21 protein-coding genes are annotated in these 23,494 nt (G+C 32.8%); 17 read left to right on the top strand and 4 right to left on the bottom strand.

Annotated elements, in window-relative coordinates:
* The first annotated feature begins 184 nt into the window (after positions 1–184).
* Positions 185–1,204 (top strand): 2-hydroxyacid dehydrogenase, encoded by a 1,020-nt coding sequence (locus ACODSB_RS21385; protein ID WP_488938514.1) that lies wholly within the window; start codon positions 185–187, stop codon positions 1,202–1,204.
* A gap of 69 nt (positions 1,205–1,273) precedes the next feature.
* Positions 1,274–1,870: a hypothetical protein gene (locus tag ACODSB_RS21380; RefSeq protein ID WP_488938513.1), complete on the top strand. Its 597-nt coding sequence runs from the start codon at positions 1,274–1,276 to the stop codon at positions 1,868–1,870.
* A gap of 322 nt (positions 1,871–2,192) precedes the next feature.
* On the opposite strand, the gene ACODSB_RS21375 is transcribed toward ACODSB_RS21380, so the two are convergent.
* Positions 2,193–2,333, bottom strand: coding sequence for a hypothetical protein (locus ACODSB_RS21375; protein ID WP_165590690.1), 141 nt, complete (start codon positions 2,331–2,333; stop codon positions 2,193–2,195).
* 93 nt (positions 2,334–2,426) lie between these two features.
* The gene (lysS, locus tag ACODSB_RS21370; protein WP_256637129.1) at positions 2,427–4,130 is read right to left on the bottom strand and encodes a lysine--tRNA ligase; all 1,704 of its coding nucleotides are present in this window, start codon (positions 4,128–4,130) and stop codon (positions 2,427–2,429) included.
* A gap of 256 nt (positions 4,131–4,386) precedes the next feature.
* On the opposite strand from lysS, the gene ACODSB_RS21365 reads away from it, so the two are divergent.
* The 8 genes from ACODSB_RS21365 to ACODSB_RS21330 all read left to right on the top strand — a co-directional run bounded on the left by ACODSB_RS21365 (position 4,387) and on the right by ACODSB_RS21330 (position 12,726).
* Positions 4,387–5,112, top strand: a complete 726-nt coding sequence (locus tag ACODSB_RS21365) for a hypothetical protein (RefSeq protein WP_488938512.1) — start codon at positions 4,387–4,389, stop codon at positions 5,110–5,112.
* Between the two features lie 265 nt (positions 5,113–5,377).
* On the top strand, positions 5,378–6,133 hold the full coding sequence (locus ACODSB_RS21360; protein WP_180858530.1) for a hypothetical protein: 756 nt from the start codon (positions 5,378–5,380) through the stop codon (positions 6,131–6,133).
* 5 nt (positions 6,134–6,138) lie between these two features.
* Positions 6,139–6,840, top strand: a complete 702-nt coding sequence (gene lipB, locus ACODSB_RS21355) for a lipoyl(octanoyl) transferase LipB (protein WP_488938511.1) — start codon at positions 6,139–6,141, stop codon at positions 6,838–6,840.
* 202 nt (positions 6,841–7,042) lie between these two features.
* Entirely contained in the window at positions 7,043–7,861 is an 819-nt protein-coding gene (locus ACODSB_RS21350) for a helix-turn-helix domain-containing protein (RefSeq protein WP_488938510.1), read from the top strand.
* 79 nt (positions 7,862–7,940) lie between these two features.
* On the top strand, positions 7,941–8,540 hold the full coding sequence (locus ACODSB_RS21345) for an NAD(P)H-dependent oxidoreductase (RefSeq protein WP_488938509.1): 600 nt from the start codon (positions 7,941–7,943) through the stop codon (positions 8,538–8,540).
* Between the two features lie 172 nt (positions 8,541–8,712).
* On the top strand, positions 8,713–9,567 hold the full coding sequence (locus ACODSB_RS21340) for a nuclear transport factor 2 family protein (RefSeq protein ID WP_488938508.1): 855 nt from the start codon (positions 8,713–8,715) through the stop codon (positions 9,565–9,567).
* Positions 9,568–9,700: 133 nt separating this feature from the next.
* Positions 9,701–10,282: a Crp/Fnr family transcriptional regulator gene (locus tag ACODSB_RS21335; RefSeq protein WP_488938507.1), complete on the top strand. Its 582-nt coding sequence runs from the start codon at positions 9,701–9,703 to the stop codon at positions 10,280–10,282.
* A gap of 68 nt (positions 10,283–10,350) precedes the next feature.
* Positions 10,351–12,726, top strand: a complete 2,376-nt coding sequence (locus ACODSB_RS21330; RefSeq protein ID WP_488938506.1) for a TonB-dependent receptor — start codon at positions 10,351–10,353, stop codon at positions 12,724–12,726.
* Between the two features lie 349 nt (positions 12,727–13,075).
* On the opposite strand, the gene rnhB is transcribed toward ACODSB_RS21330, so the two are convergent.
* The gene (rnhB, locus tag ACODSB_RS21325; protein ID WP_488938505.1) at positions 13,076–13,744 is read right to left on the bottom strand and encodes a ribonuclease HII; all 669 of its coding nucleotides are present in this window, start codon (positions 13,742–13,744) and stop codon (positions 13,076–13,078) included.
* A 171-nt stretch (positions 13,745–13,915) separates the two neighbouring features.
* Here rnhB and ACODSB_RS21320 point away from each other — a divergent pair, with 171 nt between their 5' ends.
* The 5 genes from ACODSB_RS21320 to ACODSB_RS21300 all read left to right on the top strand — a co-directional run bounded on the left by ACODSB_RS21320 (position 13,916) and on the right by ACODSB_RS21300 (position 19,545).
* A complete protein-coding gene (locus tag ACODSB_RS21320) occupies positions 13,916–15,895 on the top strand; it encodes a putative porin (RefSeq protein ID WP_488938504.1) in 1,980 nt (659 codons plus the stop codon).
* A 50-nt stretch (positions 15,896–15,945) separates the two neighbouring features.
* The gene (locus ACODSB_RS21315; protein ID WP_180858511.1) at positions 15,946–17,307 is read left to right on the top strand and encodes a pyridoxal-phosphate dependent enzyme; all 1,362 of its coding nucleotides are present in this window, start codon (positions 15,946–15,948) and stop codon (positions 17,305–17,307) included.
* A gap of 86 nt (positions 17,308–17,393) precedes the next feature.
* Positions 17,394–17,876: a 3'-5' exonuclease gene (locus ACODSB_RS21310; RefSeq protein WP_488938503.1), complete on the top strand. Its 483-nt coding sequence runs from the start codon at positions 17,394–17,396 to the stop codon at positions 17,874–17,876.
* 74 nt (positions 17,877–17,950) lie between these two features.
* On the top strand, positions 17,951–19,222 hold the full coding sequence (locus tag ACODSB_RS21305) for a DUF2851 family protein (RefSeq protein ID WP_488938502.1): 1,272 nt from the start codon (positions 17,951–17,953) through the stop codon (positions 19,220–19,222).
* Positions 19,223–19,317: 95 nt separating this feature from the next.
* Positions 19,318–19,545, top strand: coding sequence for a PspC family transcriptional regulator (locus ACODSB_RS21300; protein WP_007810860.1), 228 nt, complete (start codon positions 19,318–19,320; stop codon positions 19,543–19,545).
* Between the two features lie 72 nt (positions 19,546–19,617).
* Here ACODSB_RS21300 and ACODSB_RS21295 read toward each other — a convergent pair whose 3' ends face one another.
* Positions 19,618–21,129 (bottom strand): amino acid permease, encoded by a 1,512-nt coding sequence (locus ACODSB_RS21295; RefSeq protein ID WP_053472310.1) that lies wholly within the window; start codon positions 21,127–21,129, stop codon positions 19,618–19,620.
* A 286-nt stretch (positions 21,130–21,415) separates the two neighbouring features.
* Here ACODSB_RS21295 and ACODSB_RS21290 point away from each other — a divergent pair, with 286 nt between their 5' ends.
* Positions 21,416–22,291: a ComEA family DNA-binding protein gene (locus tag ACODSB_RS21290; protein ID WP_488938501.1), complete on the top strand. Its 876-nt coding sequence runs from the start codon at positions 21,416–21,418 to the stop codon at positions 22,289–22,291.
* 14 nt (positions 22,292–22,305) lie between these two features.
* The gene (locus tag ACODSB_RS21285) at positions 22,306–23,448 is read left to right on the top strand and encodes an acyl-CoA dehydrogenase family protein (RefSeq protein ID WP_488938500.1); all 1,143 of its coding nucleotides are present in this window, start codon (positions 22,306–22,308) and stop codon (positions 23,446–23,448) included.
* Positions 23,449–23,494 lie beyond the last annotated feature (46 nt).

Here is a 23,494-nt window from a genome sequence, read left to right as displayed (position 1 = left end):
TTGTTCTTTTAAGGTTATAGTGTTTAGACTTTATTAAACTGAATAGGTTTAATTAATATTGTTTGAATTGTTGTTTATTTAACTTTTTGAAATGTAAATATTTAAGATTGAGGCTTTCCTGCATATTGAAAATATTTTCTTATTTTTAGGAAACCAATAAAATACAATCCAAAAACAAATTATCATGAACTCTTCTTTATCAAACCATAAAATTGCTTTCTTTTCAACGCAGCCCTACGATAAAACTTTCTTCAATAAATACAATGCCGATTTTGGTTTTGAACTGGATTTTTTCGAAACACAATTAAATCCACAAACGGTAATTTTAATTGAAAAAGCAGAAATTGTCTGTGTCTTTGTAAACGACATTGTCAACGAAGCTGTAATTAAACAATTGGCAGAGAAAAAAGTAAAAATCATTGCACTACGCTGTGCAGGTTTTAATAATGTAGATTTAGAAGCTGCCAAAAAATACAATTTAAAAGTGTGCCGCGTTCCGGCTTATTCGCCGCAGGCAGTTGCAGAACATGCCATGGCGATGATTTTAACCTTAAACCGAAAAACGCATAAAGCTTATAACAGAGTTCGGGAGCAAAATTTTTCCTTAAACGGATTGTTAGGTTTTGATTTGTTTGGAAAGACAATTGGGATTATCGGAACTGGAAATATTGGAAAAGCTTTTGCTAAAATCGCTTTGGGTTTTGGCTGTAAAGTTTTGGCGTATGATATTGTTACCAATGATGAAATGGTGAAAGACGGCGTTTCGTTTGTTGGTTTAGAAGAAATATTTAAATCGAGCGATATCATTTCACTTCACTGCCCGCTAAACGATCAAACTAAGCATGTTATTAATAAAGATTCAATTGCTTTGATGAAAGAAAGCGTTATGATTATCAATACAAGCCGTGGCGGATTAATAGAAACGGCCTGTGTTATTGAAGGTTTAAAAGAAGGTAAAATAGGTTATTTAGGAATTGATGTTTACGAACAGGAAGAGAAATTATTCTTTAGAGATCTTTCTGCCGACATTATTCAGGATGATGCGATTCAGCGTTTAATGAGTTTTCCGAATGTTTTGGTAACGGCGCATCAGGCGTTTTTTACCAACGAAGCTTTAACGCAGATTGCTTTGGTAACTTTCAATAATATAAAATCATTATTGACGCAAAATGATATTGAAAATAAAGCGGCACAGCTGGTTTAATGAGCTTGTCGAATATTTTTCGTAATTTAATTAGTTGTAAAGGAAGATGTAGATTTAAAATATCAGATTATGAAAAATAAAATTCTAATTCTATTCGCAATTCTGGCATTGTATTCTTGTCAAAGTAAAACGGAATCAAAAAGTATTATTAAAACAATTGTTCAGGATACATTATATAAAACAATTGGAGGAACTGCCGATGTAAGTAATGCTCCCGCAAAAGATGATAAAGCAGCCGAATTGATTCGGAAACAATTGAATGCTTTATTAAAGAAAGATATTCTCACAATGACAAAAGAAGACCGATTTTTTTATTACGAAGCTTTTGATTTAAATAATGATAAGAAAAACGAATATTTTGTTGGTTTCTCTAATTCCTATTTCTGCGGAAGCGGAGGCTGTTCCGGTTATATTTTAAATAATGATGGAAGTGTAATTAATCATTTCACCGTTACCGATTTTCCAATTTATGTTACGACTTCCTCAACGGAAAAATTTTATGATCTTATACTAAAAAGTGGCGGTTTATTTCATCATCTAAAAATGAAAAATGGAAAATATCCAACAAATCCATCTGTTGAGGAAAAATGGAAAGGAGATGTTCCAAAAGAAAGTACAAAGGTTTTGGATATTTATGATAAGAAGTTGGGGAAGTATTCGTTTTAAATTCCAATTTTAATGTAAATATAAATTTATTTAAACTGGACTGAAGTCCAGCTCTACAATATGATTTGTTCCTTCGGAACTAAAAAAAAAGCTTCAGCTCGATTTATATTGTAGGGCTGGACTTTAGTCCAGTTGATGAGGTTTCAGTTGGATATATGAATTGTAAAAATAAACCCGACAGGTTTTTAAAACCTGTCGGGTTTACTATGCGTAAAAAAGTACACAAAGATATTCCGTAGAGACGCACAGCAGTGCGTCTACGCAATCTAATTCGACAACAATAAGACATAAAAAAACCGATGGTTTCCTGTCGAGGTTAATATCATATTTGAGAAAGCCATTCAAGATCTTCTTTGTCTAAATCTTCCTGAGAAATAACTCTGCCATATTTTATATCTTCTTCGCTTTCTTTAAGCATATCTAATTCAAGTTGGTTAAACTGATAAACGTTTAAAGTATTCATAATTCGATTTTTTAAGGTTATACAATTTTAAATAAAAAACCCGATAAGTTATAAACCTATCGGGCTGTATTTGTAATAAAATAAGACTAAAAATTACTCCACCAATTCCACAGTTTTAAACTCGCCGTCAACGACAACTTTAGTCAAACCATGTTTCGATAAGTTTTTCATAGACGCATCCCATTTTTTACCGCTTAAGTTAGCCGTAACTTTTAGTTGTCCTAATTCCATTTTATTTTCATTTCCTTTCAATAAAGTAATGATTACCTTTTCTTCATCAGAAAGTTCAATTTGAGCTTGTTTTTTCTCCGGACGCATTTGCGGGAACAATAAAACTTCCTGAATAGAAGCATTGTTTGTTAAATACATAATCAAACGATCCATACCAATTCCCATTCCAGAAGTAGGAGGCATACCGTATTCAAGCGCTCTTAAGAAATCTTCATCGATAACACCGTTTGCTTCATCATCACCTTTTTCAGATAAACGCATTTGATCTTCAAAACGCTCACGCTGATCAATTGGGTCGTTTAATTCAGAATAAGCATTTGCGATTTCTTTACCACAAACCATTAATTCAAAACGCTCTGTAAGTTCAGGATTGTCGCGGTGTTCTTTACAAAGAGGCGACATTTCTTTCGGATAATCAGTAATGAAAGTTGGCTGAATGTAGTTTCCTTCGCATTTTGCTCCAAAAATTTCATCAATTAATTTTCCTTTACCCATTGTTTTGTCAACTTCAATTCCCATTCCTCTTGCAGCTTCAAACAATTCTTCTTCCGTTTTTCCTGAGATATCAAAACCAGTAAAATGTTTGATAGAATCTGTCATTGTAACGCGTGCATAAGGCGCTTTAAAGTTGATTTTGTGCTCGCCAAAAGTAACTTCGCTTGTTCCATTTACCGCAATGGCACAATGTTCAAGCAATCCTTCAGCAAATTCCATCATCCAGTTGTAGTCTTTGTAAGCTACATATATTTCCATTGCCGTAAATTCAGGATTATGCGTTCTGTCCATACCTTCGTTACGGAAGTTTTTAGAGAACTCATAAACACCTTCAAATCCACCAACAATTAATCTTTTTAAGTACAATTCGTTTGCAATACGCATGTAAAGCGGAATATCAAGCGAATTATGGTGCGTGATAAACGGACGTGCTGCAGCTCCACCCGGGATTGGCTGTAAAACCGGAGTTTCAACTTCAAGATATCCTGCATCGTTAAAGTACCCGCGCATAGCGCTAAATAACTTAGTACGTTTGATGAAAGTTTCTTTAACATGTTGATTCACTGTTAAATCTACATAACGCATTCTGTAACGTAACTCAGCATCATTAAATGCATCGTGTACATTTCCTTCTTCATCAACTTTTGGTAAAGGAAGCGGACGTAATGTTTTACTCAGGAAAGTAAATCCGCTTACACGAATACATTTTGCACCAACTTGTGTAGTAAACAATTCTCCTTCAATACCAATAAAGTCACCTAAATCAGTTAATTTTTTAAATACTTGGTTGTATAAAGTTTTATCGTCACCTTCACACAAAACATCACGATTCACGTACAATTGAATACGTCCTTCGCTATCCTGCAATTCAGCAAAACAAGCTTTTCCCTGATCTCTCACGCTCATCAAACGACCCGCAACGATAACCTTCTTACCTTCTTCAAATGACTCCTTTATTTGCTTAGAAGTATGATTTACAGGAAAAAGATTAGCTGGATAAGGATTGATTCCCAGACTGCGTAAGTTTTGAAGTTTTTCTCTTCTGATGATTTCTTGTTCTGATAATGCCATTTTGTGCTCTTTTTTTAAGTGTGCAAAGATAAAGAAAAGAATGTAGATTTTAGAATGCAGGTTTTAGATTTTTTGTAATAGCAATTTATTGGATTTCAATCTTTAAAATGAATGGGAAAATGGATGGATTGTTTTCATTTTGATCGTGAGATTGCTTCGCTCCTCGCAAGGACACACAAACCGAAATTTCTGTAAGAAATTAAATAAAAAAACTCAGTATCTTAGCAACTTAGAACCTCAGAACCTTCCAAAAAAAATGAAATACCTATCAGCCTTTCTATTTCTAATTCTATTAACAAGCTGTCAAATTACCGAAACCATTACAATTAATTCTGACGGAAGCGGAGATATTAAAATGGAGCAGCTTCGCGAAGAAAATAGTTATATGCAATTGGCGGGAGAATCGTACGGACGTGAAAATGTGTTTCAGGACACCACATATGTTTTTAAGGAATACATTGAAAAATACAAGGAAACATTTTTAAAATATACGCCCGAGGAGCAAAAGCTATTTCAAAAATATAGCAATGTAAAAGTACATCTTAAAAAGAGTTCGTTTGAGAAAGAATTTCGAAGTGTATTTTCGCTTCATTTTGATAAAGTTTCAGAAATTCCGGATTTGTATAAAACAGAAGATTATGCAGACGATCTTCAAAATAATTATGCCTTAACTGCAGAAACTCATTATTACAAGATTTCATATAATCTTGACGGAAAAACCTTCAAACGTTCTGTTTCGATTATCAATGCAGAAGAACTGCAAAAAGCAAAAGACGGATATAAAAACTATGAATCTAAATACGGAAATTTAAAATTAACTCAGACTTATACTTTAAAATATACTTTTCCTCAAAAGATAAAATCAGTTTCAAATGAAAAAGCGATTATCAGCCCTGATAAAAAATCTTTAACCTTAGAATTTCAGTTTTCAGATTGTTTACGAGATCCCGAAATGACAAATTTAGAAGTGGTTTTAGAGTAAGTTTTATGGCCCACGGATTTTACGGATGAAACGGGTTTACACGGATTTCTTTTTTTACTGTGGGCAACTTTGTCAAAGTTTTAAACTTTGACAAAGTTCAGCTAAACAATAACCTGTCTAAACCCGTTTCATCCGTAAAATCCGTGGTCAATCTTCCAGTTAAACATTAAAAACCACACTCCAATCTCAGTACCTTAGAATCTCAGAATCTTAGTATCTTTAAAATAAAATAGTCTTCGTATATTTGATAAAAAATTATACTACGATGAAATTATACAAACTACTTAGTTTTTCTTTTTTAATAGCGACATTAACAAGCTGTACTTTCACTGAAAATATTTACATTAACGATAACGGAAGCGGAAAATTCTCTGTAGACATGGATGGTTCTGCATTGATGGAAATGGCGGGTGACCAAGTTGGCAGCCAGATGGGAGCCGACGCTAAAAAAGACATTGATTCTACTTTTACCTTCAAACAATTATTTGCAGATAAAAAAGACAGCATCGCAAAAATGTCTCCCGAAGCACAGCAGGAAATTAAAAAGCTTGAAAATTTTGTAGTTCATACTAAAATGAGCGCTGAGAAAAAACAGTTTTTAATGACTTTTGAGACTGATTTTAAAAGCGTAAACGAACTTCAGGATATTTTGCAAACGGCAAGTACACTTCAAAAATTAGAAGGCGGGGCAGCAGCGGCAAATCCAATGGGGAGTAATTTTGGAAACAATAACAGCAAACTAAGTTATACTTACGACGGAAAGAAATTTACCAGAAAAGCCATAATCGATAAACAGAAACTGGCAGAAGTAAAAAAAGATTCGGCACCAGATATGTCTAAAATGATGTTCGCTTCATCTAATTATATTATCAAATATCACTTTCCGAAGAAAATAAAAAAAGTATCGAACCCGAATGCTTTATTCAGCGACGATAGAAAATCAATTACAATTCAATACACTTTCACGGATTATATGGAGAATCCTGACAAACTTAACTTTGACGTTGAGTTTGAAAAATAATTAAAATGAATACAAAAATTCAACTTCAAGATCTTGGAAACCGGGATTATAAATCGACTTGGGAATATCAGGAAGAACTTTTTCAGGATATTGTTGACTTAAAAATCAAAAACAGAAGAGAAGAACTTGACTTGCCAACACCAAATTATTTGTTGTTTGTAGAACATCCGCATGTGTATACTTTAGGTAAAAGCGGCGATTTTGAAAACTTATTATTAAACGAAAAACAGCTCGAAGCAAAAGGGGCTGCTTTCTATAAAATCAATCGCGGCGGTGATATTACGTATCACGGACCGGGACAAATTGTAGGATATCCTATTCTGGATTTAGAAAATTTCTTTACGGATATTCATAAATATTTACGTTTTCTGGAAGAAGCAATGATTCTAACTTTAGCAGAATACGGTTTAGAGTCGGGCAGAAGCGAAGGCGAAACCGGAGTATGGCTTGGAGTTGGAACTCCGTTTGCACGTAAGATTTGTGCAATGGGCGTTCGCGCTTCACGCTGGGTTACCATGCACGGATTTGCTTTAAACGTAAATGTCGATTTAGGTTATTTTGATAATATTATTCCGTGTGGAATTCGCGGAAAAGGCGTTACCTCTTTAAACGTAGAACTTGGCGTAGCAAAAGTTGACGAAGAAGAAGTAAAGGCTAAAATTATCAAACATGTAGCTAATTTGTTTGAAGCGGAGTTTATTAAATAAAAGCGTTAAATATAATTTAAACACATAGAAACATAGATTTTGTAACTTTAAAAAAGGCGTTTCACTTACTCTAAATATACATAGATACTATGTGTGAGAAATGAGTTTCTCTTGATTCTCTTTTTTACACATTAAAAAGCTATGTTTCTATGTGTTTAATTTTTTTAGATAGAAACGGATTAAAAAACTTTAGAAGATAAGTATGAAAAATGCTGAAGAAAATAACAATTACAGAATTGCCGTTCCTTCAGCATTTGAAACTGTTTTTTCGCATTTCTACTTTGCCGAAAATAAAACAGAATTTCCCATAATCAAAACTTTATTGCCAAGTTTTCAAAGCATTATGGCTTTTAACTTCGGAACAAAATCCTCTTTAAAATCGCAGCAGAATACTTTTCTGGAAGTTGAAAAATGCATTGTTTTAGGCCCAATCAAACAAGCTTTTGATTATACTCTGGAACCCGGTTCCCAGATTTTAGTTGCCAATTTTAAAGAAGATGCTTTTTACAGATTCTTTGGCAACGCACTTTTTGATTCAATGCCCATTCATCCCGATGATTTAATTAATGAAAACTGTTTTACGGTTTTATGGGATGAACTTCAGAATATTGATGATCCAAAAGAACGTGTAGATTATATTTTAGATTTCTGCAAACCTTATTTAAGGGAACAAACCACAATTACAACTCTTTTAAACGATTTTCAGAACGAGAATTTGAATCCCATAAAAGCGATTGCTTCGCAGATAAACCAAAGCGAAAGAAATATTCAATTGAATCAAAAGAAAGTTTTTGGTTATTCCGTTAAAGAAGCCAATCGGTATGAAAGGTTTTTAAAAGCTGTTGATCAAATTCAGAAAAATATTCTAAACGAATTAAAAATAGACTGGTTAACGATTGTTGACGAATGCGGATATTACGATCAAAGCCAGCTTATTCACGACTTTAAATATTATATGAATATTTCGCCAACAAAATTTCTTAAATTTCAAAACGACATCTGCAGTTCAAAACCTCAGTAAAGCCGATTTCGTTTTCTTACAATTACTCCCCAAACCTGCGTTATACATTTGTCATGTTCAATCTTTAAAACTAGAAAACATGAAAAATTTAATTATTTACGCACATCCAAACGAAGCAAGTTTAAACCATTTCTTCAAAAATACAATCGTAGCATCTTTAGAAAAATCAGGACAAGAAATTGTGGTTCGCGATTTAAATGAAATCAATTTTAATCCGGTTCTCTCTTTGCAGGATATGCAGGGACAAAGAATGGGACAAGTTGCCGAAGATATCAAAACAGAACAGGAATTTATTTCGTGGGCAGACCAGATTATTTTTGTTTATCCAATTTGGTGGACGGGAATGCCCGCTATTATGAAAGGTTACATTGACCGCGTTTTTAGTTATGGATTTGCGTATCGATACGATCAGGGCGTTCAAAAAGGTCTGCTGACAGGAAAAAAAGCCATTATTGTAAATTCTCACGGAAAATCAAATGCTGAATACGAAGCAATGGGAATGGATAAAGCGTTGGAATTAACTTCAGATATTGGAGTTTTCAAATATTGCGGATTTGAAATCAAACAACATTTTTATTTTGACAAGGCAGACAGAGCCTCGGCAGAAAGCGTTTTAGAATGGGAAAAGGAACTTAAAAAGGCTTTTAAACTAGCTGATGAAGTTTCTGTTTTTCAATAGAAATTTATTTTTCAAAAGAATTATTGCAAAAAATCTAAAAATGGTCAGTAAACGCTCAGGATTTTGAATTGATGGTAAATTGCAGCAATATCGTGGTTTTCTAATGTTTTTATGGTAAATTTGGTTTTCTACTTAAAATATAAGCTTTTAACTAAATATAATCTAACAACTTATGAGAAAAATCTACTTTGTATGTTTCCTTTTTATGCTGAATGGCCTTTTTGCTCAAAAGAAAGATAAATTAAATCCAATTGCGATTTATGAAAAAGTTTGGCAGGAGAAAAATAGTGATGCAAGATTAAAATTAATCAAATCAATCTGGCTGGACGACAGTACTTTTGAAGATCCTTCGGCTTCTATAAAAGGTCAGGCAGCTTTAAATAATGTAATAAATGAGTTTTATAAAAAGTTTCCTGATGCTGTATTGACATCGGGTGCAAAAGTTGTAAAAGACAATTATGTAACCTGGGAGTGGAAAATTATTGACGCAAAGAAAAAAGAACCTATAATGGGAGGCCGCGATTTTGCCAGATTAAATGGAAAAGGTCAGGTAAGTAAAATTATTGGTTTTTGGAATACAGAAGTTACTTTGTCTGATGCTGAAGTTTTACAAAATCTTGAAGCTGATAATTATAAAGTTGTAGCACAGTATTATGAATGTCTTTTTAAAACAAGGGATTTTGTAAAAATGGCAGCAATAATTGAAGATGGTGCAGTTTATAGTCAAGCAGAAGGTTTGCCTTACGGCGGAACTTATATTGGGTTTAACGAATGGACTAAAATGTATGCAAAATCTGCTGAGTTTTTTGATTTAGAAATTGAAAAAGAACCTACTTATTTTAGCGATGCAACTAAAAATGAAGTTATTATTTATTTTACCATAAAATGCAAATCAAAAAAATCTGGTAAATATCTTTCAATGCCTATTTCAGAACATTTTGATTTGAAAAACGGAAAAATTACCGCAATCAGGCCATTTTATTTTGATACTAAACAATTTGCCGAATTCTTAAAAAGCAGAAAATAACATACGGGAAGTTAAATAACGATGTAGTATGTTATGTTTCTGTTTATTAAAGTTTTTAGCGCAATTTTTTTCGATAGTTTAAGTTATTTATTTAACAACTAAAAACTATTTCATTTCTAAAACCTTGATAATCATGGAATGTGTTATTACAGATTTATCCCGAATGATAGAATTTAATGAAGAAGAAAGCTTGGCTTTTGAAAGCATACTTCGCTTTAAAACTGTCAAAAAAAACGAACATCTTTTGGTAGAAGGAGATATTTGTAATTTCGGAATTTTTATTGCTGAAGGCAGTATTCGTTATTATTATTTGGTTGACGGTGTAGAATCAACCGGAAATTTCTTTTTTGAAAACGATTGGTATTCAGACTTCGAAAGTTTTTTATACGGCAAACCTACTTTATTAAATATTGAAGCTCTCGAAGATTCGGTAGTTTATTTGGCCTACAAAGAAGATTTTGAAAAATTGGTTTTGCAATATCCTGTTTTTAATTCTTTCCTGCGAATTATGATGGAACGCACGATTAAAGGTTTAACGGGAAGAAATATGGCAATGTCATTATTATCTCCGGAAGAACGTTATCTACGTTTTTTAAAATACTGCCCAAAAGTAGTCGAAAGAGTCTCCTTAAAACATATTGCGAGTTATTTAGGAATTCAGCCGGAAAGTTTAAGCCGAATCAGAACCCGAATTACTTTAAGCAGCAAATCTTAACCGAAGTCAATTTTTAAGAAATCTCAGCATTCTATTTTTGCTTTTATAACCAATAAAGCAAAAATAAAATGAAGAATATAATATCAATTGTCTTAAGCCTTTTGGGCTTGATTTCCTACGCTCAAACGGGCGTTGTTAGGGGAAAAATAATAGACAAGCAATCTGAAAAACCTATCGTCGGAGCCATTATTTCTTTAGCTGGAAATGAAAGTATTCAAACAGAATCAGATACAGAAGGAAGTTTTAGATTAATTAATATTCCGCTTGGGAGACAGAGTATCAATATAAGTTTTACAGGATATGAAAATACTTCTGTTTCAGATCTTGATGTAACTACGGGAAAAGATAATCTGCTGACAGTTTCGCTAATTGAAAAGTTTAATACACTTGATGAAATCGTCGTAACTTCCGGGACAAACAAAGCAAAGCCGTTAAATAAAATGGCATTGGTTTCGACAAAACAATTTACTACAGAAGAAGTTACAAGATTTGCAGGCGGACGAAGTGATGTGGCGCGCTTGGTTTCTAATTTCGCCGGAGTTTCGACCGGAGACGACAGCCGAAATGATATTGTTGTGAGAGGGAATTCTCCGTCTGGAATGTTATGGAGAATTGAAGGAATGCCGGTTCCAAGTCCAAATCACTTTTCAACTTTAGGAACAACGGGCGGTCCGGTTTCGGCATTAAATCCAAATCTTTTAGCAAATTCTGATTTCCTTACTTCGGCTTTTCCGGCAGAGTATGGAAACGCAATTGCGGGTGTTTTTGATTTAGGTTTTAGAAAAGGAAATCCCGACGAATACGAATATATGATTAGTGCCGGAGCTTATCCGGGATTAGAGTTTATGGCAGAAGGACCCCTGGGTAAAAAAGGCGGATCGTTTGTTGCCGCGGCAAGATATGGTTTTGTGGGCATTACCGGATTGGCCGGAACTGATGCACAGCCCAATTACAGCGATATTAGTTTTAATGTTGATTTTGGAAAAAGTAAATTGGGGAATTTTTCTGTTTTCGGAATTTACGGCGTTTCTGATATTGATTTTCTTGGTGATAAAATTGACAAAGAAGATCCTTTTGCACCGCAGGACGAAGACAGTTATGTAACATCAGGATTTGCTTCTTTCGGATTAAAACACAATTTAGAGATTGGATCAAAATCGTATCTAAAAACCATTGTAGGTTATTCGAATGCTAATAACTCGTATAAAAATTATCGTTATTACAATTATGGCACTCCAACAGAAAACAGGCTTCCGTTTTCGGATATTAAAAACGATGAAAACAGATTTACATTTTCGACTTTATTCAATTCTAAAATCAATAAAAAAATAACTTTTAGAGCGGGATTATTGTATGAAAATTATACACTCGATGCAAAAATGTCTTCAAGAGATAGACAACAGGATTCAGACGGAGACGGTTATCCAGATTTTGTTCCTTTAATTAATAACAACGGAAATTATAATGTCGTACAGCCGTTTGCGCAGGGGCAATTCCGCTTGACGGAAAAATTAACTTTCAACGCGGGAATTCACGGGCAGTATTTTTCAATTAATGAGCAGTTTGTTTTTGAACCCAGAACTGCTTTATCATACGCCTTAACTCCTAAAAACACCGTAAGTTTTGGTTTCGGAATTCACCATCAAAGTGTTCCCGTTCCTATTTTATTTTTGAATGAATTTGTAAATGGAACTCAGGTTCAAACCAATAAAAATCTGGATTTAGTACAAAGTCAGCATTATGTTTTAGGTTATGATGTTCGTTTGGCGAATAAATGGCGTGGAAAAGTCGAATTGTATTATCAGGATATTAGCAAAGCTGCGGTTGAATCGTTTCCAAGCAGTTATTCTTCTTTAACAGAAGGCGCCGATTTTGGATATTCGATAGATAAAACTTCTTTGGTAAGCAAAGGAACGGGATTTAATCGGGGAATTGAATTTACGGTTGAAAAATTCTTTAGTGAAGGTTATTATGCCTTGTTTACAACTTCTCTTTTTGAAAGTAAATATAAAGGAAGTGATAATATCGAACGAAATTCTCCTTTTAATAATGGTTACGTAATCAATCTTTTAGGCGGAAAAGAATTTAAAGTTGGAAAAGCAAAAAGAAATGTATTTTCAATCGATACCAAATTTACAACTGCGGGCGGACGTTATTATACGCCTGTTGATTTAGCAGCATCAAACAATGCAGGTTATGAAATTAGAGACGATGCAAATGCTTTCAGCAAGCAATATGATGCGTATTTGCGATTAGATGTAAAATTCGGAATTAAATTAAACAGTAAAACAAAAAAGAGATTTCACCAGTTTTATATCGATCTTCAAAACGTAACCAATAATACTAACGTATTTACAAGAGAATATAACAGATTAACAAACAGCGTAAACCAAAAAGATCAAATTGGTTTTTCGCCAGATTTTGGATATAAATTTCAGTTTTAGTTAAAAATGTGTTGGGGCAGATTTTTAAAACCAAAAAGGCTTATCAATTTAGATAAGCCTTTTTTTTATTTTACATGTTTCCTTGTTCTGTAGGAACATTTCATTGCTAGAAATTATATTGTTATAATGGATTACGTTCCGTAGGAACGTTTGATTTTTAAATTGTTTTTTAATAATCAAACGTTCCTACGGAACGCAAATGTGACTGATCTTTATTTTTTATCTACCAACGAAACATTCCTATGGAATGATAAATCGGATATTAAAAAAGTGGCCAATTAAGTCACTAAAAACAAACAAAATAATTGTAGTATATGAGCTGTCTCGACTTTTAAGACAGCTTCTTTTTTTATTCTTCAAAGAAATTGAGTTCTAATTGATCCGGCAAAAGCCTGAAACTCATTCTGTGATATTTTGTTGGGCCATATTTCTTAATGGCTTCACGATGTTCTTTTGTTGGATAACCTTTATTTTGTTTCCAGTTGTACATGGGGAATTCTTCATGAATTTGATCCATATATTCATCGCGGTACGTTTTTGCCAAAACAGAAGCCGCGGCAATACTCAGGAATTTGGCATCGCCTTTTATAATGCTTTGATTGGGAATTGATTTTAGTAATGCAATTTCTTCCTTAGAAAACTGTTTTCCAAAACTGTTTTTCAAACCCAATTTTGCATTTATAGAACGATTTCCATCCACAATAATATATTCAGGAACATGCTTTAATTTTAAAATACATTCCTGCATTCCTTTCATCGAAGCATTCAGGATATTTATTTCGTCAATTTCATCTGGAAATAAATGCGTTACAGCAAAACATACGGCATGCTGTTCGATAATTGGTTTTAAAAAAAACCTCATTTTTTCAGACAATTGTTTACTGTCATTTAAAATTTCGTGTTCAAAATCTTCAGGCAGGATTATAGCTGCGGCAGTTACAGGACCTGCAAGACAGCCTCGGCCGGCCTCGTCAGTTCCAGTTTCTAAAACAAATCCCGAGAAATTTTTTGCAAGCATTTTTTTGAAATTTTAAAAGGCAAATATCATAAAATTTTATGCAAAAATATTCGTTTTCATACTGTCTGCCAAGGTAATTGTATAAATTGAAGTGTTTTTTTATTTATACATATTTATCTTTTACCTTTGCTCAACAAATTTTGTCGAAATAATTACATATAAAGCCATCAAATGAGAATATTCATTTTTCTATATCTATTAATTGTACCAGCATTATTGTTTTCTCAGGAAAAACCAAAACCAGCTTCTAAAAATAATTTAGATATGAATACGCAATATTCTAGTATAACAGATACTGTTAAAAAGAAGAAGGCAAAAATTGCAACGATTGATCAGTATCAAATTATTACGCTGGAACATGATACTATTTATGCTGATACGTCGCTGACAATAAAAAGTGCTTACAAACAAAATCATCTTCGAAAAGACCTTTTTGGACTTTTAGAATCCTCTAATATTGGTCAGCCGTTAAATACATTACAATATAGTTTAACGAGTTTTTCGCCGTATCCGGAAATTGGTTTTAGCGCCATGCATTCGAATTATATACAAGCAGACGAAGTGAGATATTACTCTGCAGCGACACCTTTTACAGAATTGTTTTTTAATACAACGATTAATAAAGGACAAAATGTTGATTCGTTCATCACACTGAATGTGTCTAAAAACCTTAATTTTTCTATTGCATACAGAGGTTTACGTTCAGAAGGTGATTATATAAATCAATTAGTAAGTGCCGGAAACTTTAGATTTACAACGAGTTACGCTACTACTAACAGAAGATATGCATTAAATGCACATTATACATATCAGGATAATTCGAATGAAGAAAACGGTGGAATTACAACTCCGGAAGATTTTGAAAGCGACGATCCCGATTTTAAAAACCGTCAGCGTCTGCAGGTTTATTTAACAGATGCTAAATCATTTTTAAAAGGAAGACGTTTATTTTTTGATCACGCTTTTAGAATAAATCCTACACATGGAGACAATAATTTATATGTAAACCATCAATTAAATTACGAAAACAAATTTTTCGAATATAATCAGCCAACTGTACTTTCTGCGGTTGATGGAATCGATGAGCCGGTAAAACGTTTTGGGGAATCCTATGTAACGAGTAATATAAACGATCAAACACATTTTGAAAGACTTTATAATAAAGTTGGAGTTGCTTATGAAAATTCTCTTTTAGGAAAATTTAATTTCTTTGTTGATGATTACAGGTCTAATTATCAGTATGATAAAATTATTATTTTTAAAGACGGAAGAACAATTCAGGATAATTTATTTCTACAGATTAATAATGTAGGCGGACAGTATGAATATCAAAAAAATAAATGGAACGGTAGATTTTTGTACACAAGATCAATCACCAATCAATCGCTTTCTGATCTTGATGCAAAACTGCGTTATAAATTAAACGATAAAATTCAGTTTGATTTTAGATACAGAAACATCAATAAACTGCCAAACAACAATTATAATTTGTACCAAAGCAGTTATGTATCGTACAACTGGTCGAATGATTTTAAAAATGAAAAAATCAATTCATTAGGAGCCAGCATTAATACGCCTTGGTTAAATGCCGAAGTTAATTATACCATTTTAAAAGATCATTTGTATTTTGAAGATGTATCTGATGCTGATGACGATGCGGTTAGAACTCAACTCATAAAACCGGCCCAATACGGAAATGCAATTAATTATTTAGAGATAAAAGCAAATAGAGAATTTAAATTTGGAAATTTTGCTTTGGACAATACACTTTTATATCAAAAAGTAGATCAATCAGATTTGATTTTAAATGTACCTGATTTTGTAACCAGAAACACGCTTTATTACTCAAATTATTATTTCAAAAAAGCATTATATGCTCAGGCAGGAGTTGTATTTAATTACTTTACTAAATATTATGCTAACGATTACAACCCTGTTATTGGAGAGTTTTTTGTGCAGGATAAAAAAGAAATTGGAAATTATGCCACTTTTGATGTTTTCATAAATGCAAGAATTCGCCAGACACGTTTTTATGTAAAAGGAGAACATTTAAATGCTTTATTTTCAAGCACTAATTATTACTCAACACCTAATAATCCATATCGTGATTTTGTAATCAGATTTGGTTTAGTCTGGAATTTCTTCCAATAAAAACGAAGCGTAACTTTACTTAAAAAACCAAATATTAAACTTAAATAAAAATGGACTTTTCAAATAATATTTTAGAAACAATTGGTAATACGCCATTGGTAAAACTCAACAAAATTGTTGCTGAAATTGATGCGTTAGTACTAGCAAAAGTCGAAACTTTTAATCCTGGAAATTCTGTTAAAGACAGAATGGCTGTGAAAATGATTGAAGATGCCGAAGCTGACGGCCGACTTAAACCAGGCGGAACTATTATTGAAGGAACTTCTGGAAATACCGGAATGGGACTCGCTCTTGTTGCAATTATAAAAGGTTACAAATTGATTTGTGTAATCTCAGACAAACAGTCTAAAGAAAAAATGGATATTCTGCGTGCTGTTGGCGCAAAAGTAGTCGTTTGCCCTACAGATGTCGAGCCTACTGATCCTCGCTCTTATTATTCAGTTTCAAAACGTCTGGCAGAAGAAACACCAAATTCATGGTATGTAAACCAGTACGATAACTTGTCGAATTCATTGGCACATTACGAGCAGACGGGACCAGAAATCTGGAAACAGACAGATGGTAAAATCACGCATTTTGTGGTGGGGGTTGGAACTGGCGGAACAATTTCAGGAGTTGGAAAATACTTAAAAGAGAAAAACCCGAACATTAAAATTTGGGGAATTGATACGTATGGTTCTGTTTTTAAAAAATACCATGAAACCGGAATTTTTGACGAAAACGAAATTTACTCGTATATAACAGAAGGAATTGGGGAAGACATTTTACCAAAAAATGTTGATTTTTCTCTAATTGACGGTTTTACAAAAGTAACTGATAAAGATGCTGCGGTTTATACCAGAAAGATTGCACTTGAAGAAGCTATTTTTGTTGGGAATTCTGCCGGAGCTTGTATCAAAGGTTTATTGCAGTTAAAAGAGCATTTTAAGCCAGATGATGTTGTTGTGGTATTATTTCACGATTCAGGAAGCCGTTATGTGGGTAAAATGTTTAATGACGACTGGATGCGCGAACGTGGATTCTTAGAAGAAAACATAACAAAGGCCGAAGATGTTATTAAAGATCATATCGATAAAGAATTGATCGTTGTTCGTACAGAAGAATTGGTTTCGCACGCAATTGAACGTATGCGTAAATATAAAATTTCGCAGATTCCGGTTGTTGATATCAACGGATTTGTGGGTTCTGTTGATGAAACAGATTTGTTTAGAAGTTATGTTGCCGATAAAAACGTAGCCGAAAAACCAATTAAAGAAGTAATGGGAAAACCTTTCCCGATTGTAAAATTAGGAACTCCAATCGAAGAGGTTTCGAAATTATTTACAAAAGAAAATGATGCCGTTTTAATTGATTTAGGAAACGGAAACCATCATATTATTACTAAATATGACATTATTGGTTCTATTAAATAAGAACTTTATCAGAATAATTTTTATCCATAAATCTAGCTTTTGAACAGTTAGATTTATGGATTTTATCTTTTAAAAATAATTAAAGAATGAATTTTACGGCTATAGATTTTGAAACTGCAACAGGACATCATCCATGTTCTGTGGGAATTGTTACTGTTGAAAATGGAATTATAGTAGATGAATTCGTTACTTTAATTAAACCGCCAAATAACGAATATAATCCGTTTACGATTCGTGTTCATGGTATTTATCCAAAAGATACAATTAATGCAAAATCCTTTTTTCAGGTATATCCTGAAATTGAGAAAAGATTAAAAAATAGGGTTGTGGTGGCGCACAACGAAAGTTTTGACCGAAATGTTTTAATGAAATCTATGTTGCTGCAATGTTTAAATTATGAAAATTTAAACATTGCCCCAAAATGGGAATGTACCGTTAAAATTTATAAAGCAAAAGGTTTAAAGCCAACAAAATTAAGTGATTGCTGTCGCGAAATGAAAATACAATTAAATCACCACGAAGCACTTTCAGACGCAAGGGCTTGTGCTAAATTATATATGCTTCGATAAATAGTTTTATTTTTTGTAAGAATAGTATTAATTTTTTGCTATTTTTAGATTTTTGAAATATATAAAATCTAAAAATGAAAGAAGACTTTCTTCATTATCTCTGGAGGTTTAAAAAGTTTGATACTTTGAATCTCGTAACGGCTCAAAATGAATCTATTACCATTATTAAAACAGGTGGTTATTTAGAACTTTCGGGACCTGATTTTTTTAATGCCCATATTAAAATCGGCAGTCAAAAATGGGCTGGAAATGTTGAGATTCACGTAAAATCTTCAGATTGGTATCTGCACAATCATGAAAAAGATGCTGCTTACGAAAATGTGATTCTTCATGTAGTCTGGGAAAACGACACCGCAATTTTTAGGGAAAACAATACCGAAATTCCGGTTTTGGTTCTTAAAGATTATGTCGAAAAAGAAGTTTTAGATAATTACAATGCATTGGTTTCTCCCAAAACCTGGATTTCATGCGAAAAACAAATACATGAAATCGATGCTTTTGTTTTTAAAAACTGGCAGGAAAGATTATTTTTTGAACGATTAGAACGCAAATCAAAATTTGTTTACGAATTGCTGGAAGAAACCAATCAGGATTGGGAAGCGGTTTTGTTTTGCCTTTTAGCGAAGAACTTTGGTTTAAATACAAACGGTTTGGCTTTTCTTCAAATGTCAAAATCAATTCCTTTTTCAATCATCAGAAAAGAAAGTTTTGAAGTCGAAAATCTGGAATCATTGCTTTTAGGAACTTTAAATTTATTAGATGGAGAAAAAGAAGATGTTTATTTTAAAGATTTAAAGTTTAGGTATTTTTATCTGCTGCATAAATATCATTTAGAAAAAACATTTATAGATCCCGTTCAGTTTTTTAAACTTCGACCGGATAATTTCCCAACAATTCGGCTTTCTCAGCTCGCTAATTTATATCACAAACATCAAAACTTGTTTTCGAAAATAATTGCGCTAAAATCAGCTAAAAGCGTGTATGAACTGCTCAATGTTTCAGTAAGTTCCTATTGGCAGAATCATTATCAATTCGATAAAGAAAGCCCGAAGAAAGCGAAAACATTATCAAAATCATTTGTTGATTTAGTAATCATAAATACCATAATTCCAATTCAGTTTGCTTATTCTAACATAATGGGAGATTCAGCTTCAGAAGATTTAATTGATTTTATGAATGAAGTCGCACCAGAAAAAAATGCGATTATCGATAAGTTTTTTTCCTTCGGAATAAAATCTAAAAATGCATTTGAAACCCAAACTTTATTAGAACTTAAAAATGAGTACTGCAACCATAAAGCGTGTTTAAAATGCGCAATAGGAATGGAGTTGCTTAAAAATAATTAGATAATTAGAAAATGTGATAATGAGATAATTTGTACTTTTGCCTTAAGCAAGTCAAAGAAATCTAAAATCTAATGTCTTAAATCTAAAATCAAAAAATGTCTGCTATTTTAAAATTAAAATTCTTTTTTGAAAAATACGGTTTTCATGTATCATCCAGACTGGCTGATAAACTAGGAATGCGTGTTACAAGCGTAAGGTTATTTTTTATTTACATTTCGTTTGTAACAGCAGGTTTAGGTTTTGGAGTTTACCTTACATTGGCTTTCTGGATTCGTCTTAAAGATTTAATCCGCGCAAAAAGGACTTCTGTTTTTGATTTATAAATCAAAAGTTGACGATATAAAAAATAAAAAAACCTGTTCAATTGAACAGGTTTTTTTATGATAAATCTTTTTTTAGATTTCTTCGGTTTCGTTTTGAGGATTGTTAAGTTTTGCTCGTTTTTTACTGTAAGCAAAATAAACAATAATACCTAAAGTTCCCCAGCTTAAAAATGCGATCCAAGTATCGTGTCTTACCTGAGTCATTAAGAATAAATTGAAAGATACTCCTAAAGTTCCAACTAAGTAAACTGCCGGAGTTTTGTAATGTCTTTCTAATTCTGGTTTTTTATATCTTAAGATCATAACGGCAACACATACCATTCCAAATGCTAATAATGTTCCCATACTACACATTTCACTCACTTTTTCAATTGGAGTAAGCGCAGCAACAATCGAAATAATTGTTCCAACTAAATAGGTACTTTTATAAGGTGTTTTGAAAGTTGTGTGAAGTTTGCTGAAAAATGGAGGTAATAAACCATCTCTTGACATTCCTAAGAAAATACGAGTTTGTCCAAGCATCATTACAAGCATTACAGATGTTAAACCTGCAGTTGCAGCAATTGTAATAATAAATACAGCCCATGTTAATCCGTTTTCACTAAAAGCAGAAGCAACCGGAGCAGCTTTGTCTAATTGATCGTAATGAACCATTCCGGTTAATACTAATGAAACCAGAATATATAGAATTGTACAAATAATTAAAGAAGCGATAATAGCAAATGGTACATCTTTTTTAGGATTAATTGCTTCTCCGGCCTGAGTCGAAACAGCATCAAAACCAATATAAGCAAAGAATACAATTGTTGCAGCCGTTAATACACCTCCAAATCCAAAATTCATTTTTCCAGTTGCATTTCCTAACGCATCAAGAGCAGGAACTTCAGTAGGAATAAATGGATGCCAGTTATCAGTATTAATATAGAAAGCACCACAAACAATTACAAAAAGAACTACAGCAATTTTTACAATTACAATAATATTATTTGTACTTGCGGCCTCTTTAATTCCTTTTACAAGAATTGCAGTTACAACCCATGTAATTAAAAAAGCAGGTAAGTTAAAAGCAAATGTTGGAAGATCAATTAAATCGTGAGGAAACTCTTTATTATGTTCAATGATTTTTTCTGTAGCAGTATGAAAATCATTGCAGAGCCAGATTGGGATATTAATTCCAAATAAATGGAGAAGTTTTACAAAGTATCCGCTCCAGGCGACGGCGACGGTGGTGGCACCCATCATGTACTCAAGAATCAAGTTCCATCCAATGAACCAGGCAAAAATTTCGCCGATTGTTCCGTATGCATAAGCATATGCAGAACCTTCTACCGGTAACACTGAAGCAAATTCAGCATAACAAAGAGAAGCAAATAAACAGCCTATACCTGCAATAACAAAGGATAGAGCCAGAGCTGGACCCGCATAATCATGAGCTGCGATTCCTGTTAAAGTGAAAATTCCTCCACCTATGATTGCCCCAATTCCTAATGAAGTTAAACCCCATCTTGTAAGAACTCTTTTTAAATCACTTTTTTTCATATCGGCCTCAAAGGCTGATATTGGTTTAACTCTCCAAATTGACATACTATTTTATTGGTTTATTGTTATTAAGCTCCAAATGTATCGTTTTTTGTAAAAAATAAAAACAATTATGATATTTTAAGTTATAAAATATTTAAATTTTTGATTTATTCTGTTTGCAATCTTCTGTAAGAGCTGAGTTTATTTTAATCTCTATTATATCGATTGAGTTTGAAATATCAAATTCAGAAATAATATTTTTAGTATTTTTCCTAATAAATATAAAATTTATCCCGTATTTTATACTTTTTATAATAGCAATACATTTATAATAATCACAAATTTCAAGATGTTCAATCAATATTTTAAATTTACAAGCAAGCAAAGAATCGGTATTTTTTTACTTTTTATAATTATCATCACACTGCAGTTAATTTATTTTTTTGCAGATTTTAACCAGTATGAAAAAACTTTTCCCGAAGAGAAGAAATGGCTCTCCTTACAAAAAGAAATAGATGCTGCAAAAGAGACAAAATATAAGGACAAACAAAAAGTATATACTTTCAACCCAAATTTTATTTCGGATTATAAAGGATACAAACTCGGAATGTCTGTTGAAGAAATAGATCGTTTATTGGCTTTCCGAAAACAAGATAAATATGTAAACTCAGCCGAAGAATTTCAAAAAGTAACACAAATTTCAGATTCATTATTAAAGGTAATGTCTCCCTTGTTTAAATTCCCGGATTGGACACAAAAGAAAAATGATTTTAAAACAGAGAAAAAAGAGTACGTTCAAAAAGCATCTTTCAAAAAAGAAAGCATAATAATTAAAGATATAAACCAAGCCAGTCAAGAAGATTTAATTGCAATATATGGTATTGGCGAAGCTTTGTCATCAAGAATATTAAAGCAGAAAGAAATTTTAGGCGGTTTTGTTTCTATGGAACAGCTTGAAGAAGTTTGGGGACTTTCGCCAGAAGTTATTGCCCAGCTTAATAACCATTTTAAAGTAATTATGCCGTCAGGTTTTAAGAAGATAGCCATAAACGACGCGACATTAAAAGAGTTATCACAGTTTCCGTACTTTAAATATACACTTGCAAAACAAATTGTCACCTATAGAAGTATGAACGGAAATTTTAATAATATTGAGGATTTGTCAAAAATTAAAGGTTTTCCTGTTGAAAAAGCAAAAATAATTAGTTTATATTTGGAGTTCTAAAAAAATAGTACATAATGAATTTTGATTATAACGAAATGCAGTCGATGATTGCTCAATCTATAAAAGACTTTGCAGAAAAAAATATTAAGCCCTTTATAATGGAGTGGGATGAAGCCCAGATTTTTCCTGTTGATTTGTTTAAAAAACTGGGCGAAATGGGATTTATGGGAGTTTTAGTGCCCGAAGAATACGGAGGATCTGGATTAGGTTACCATGAATATATTACAGTTATTGAAGAGATTTCAAAAGTGGACCCTTCAATTGGTTTGTCAGTTGCAGCACATAATTCGCTTTGCACCAACCATATTTTGACCTTTGGAAACGAAGAGCAAAAGAAAAAGTATTTACCAAAATTAGCTACTGCCGAATATATAGGAGCGTGGGGATTAACAGAACATAATACAGGATCTGATGCCGGAGGAATGAATACAACGGCTGTTAAAGACGGAGATTTCTGGGTTATTAATGGAGCTAAAAATTTTATCACACATGCTATTTCTGGAGATGTAGCAGTTGTAATTGTTAGAACAGGAGAAAAAGGAGATTCTAAAGGAATGACTGCTTTTGTTTTAGAAAAAGGAATGACAGGATTTTCATCTGGTAAAAAAGAAAATAAATTAGGAATGCGTGCAAGTGAAACTGCCGAATTAGTTTTTGACAGCTGCCGTGTTCCGGATGCAAACAGATTAGGTGAAGTTGGACAAGGATTTGTTCAGGCAATGAAAATTCTAGACGGAGGCCGAATTTCGATTGGGGCTTTATCATTAGGAATTTCAAAAGGCGCTTATGAAGCTGCATTAAAATATTCAAAAGAAAGACATCAATTTGGTCAGCCAATAAGCAGCTTTCAGGGAATTTCATTTAAACTAGCCGATATGGCAACAGAAATTGAAGCTTCAGAATTATTACTGCACAAAGCAGCATATTTAAAGCAACAGCATAAACCAGTCACAACATTGGGTGCAATGGCAAAAATGTATGCTTCAGAAGCCTGCGTTAAAATTGCAAATGAAGCCGTCCAGATTCACGGAGGTTATGGCTATACAAAAGATTTCCCGGTAGAGAAATTCTACAGAGATTCTAAATTGTGCACAATTGGAGAAGGAACAACTGAAATTCAAAAATTAGTTATCTCTAGAAATTTGTTGAAAGAGTAAAGAGTAAAGAGTAAAGAGTAAAGAGTAAAGAGTAAAGAGTAAAGAG

This window comes from Flavobacterium sp. FG68 (assembly GCF_057808895.1).
The sequence above is the reverse complement of the archived record's forward strand: the minus strand, read 5'-3'. Positions and strand labels throughout refer to the sequence as shown.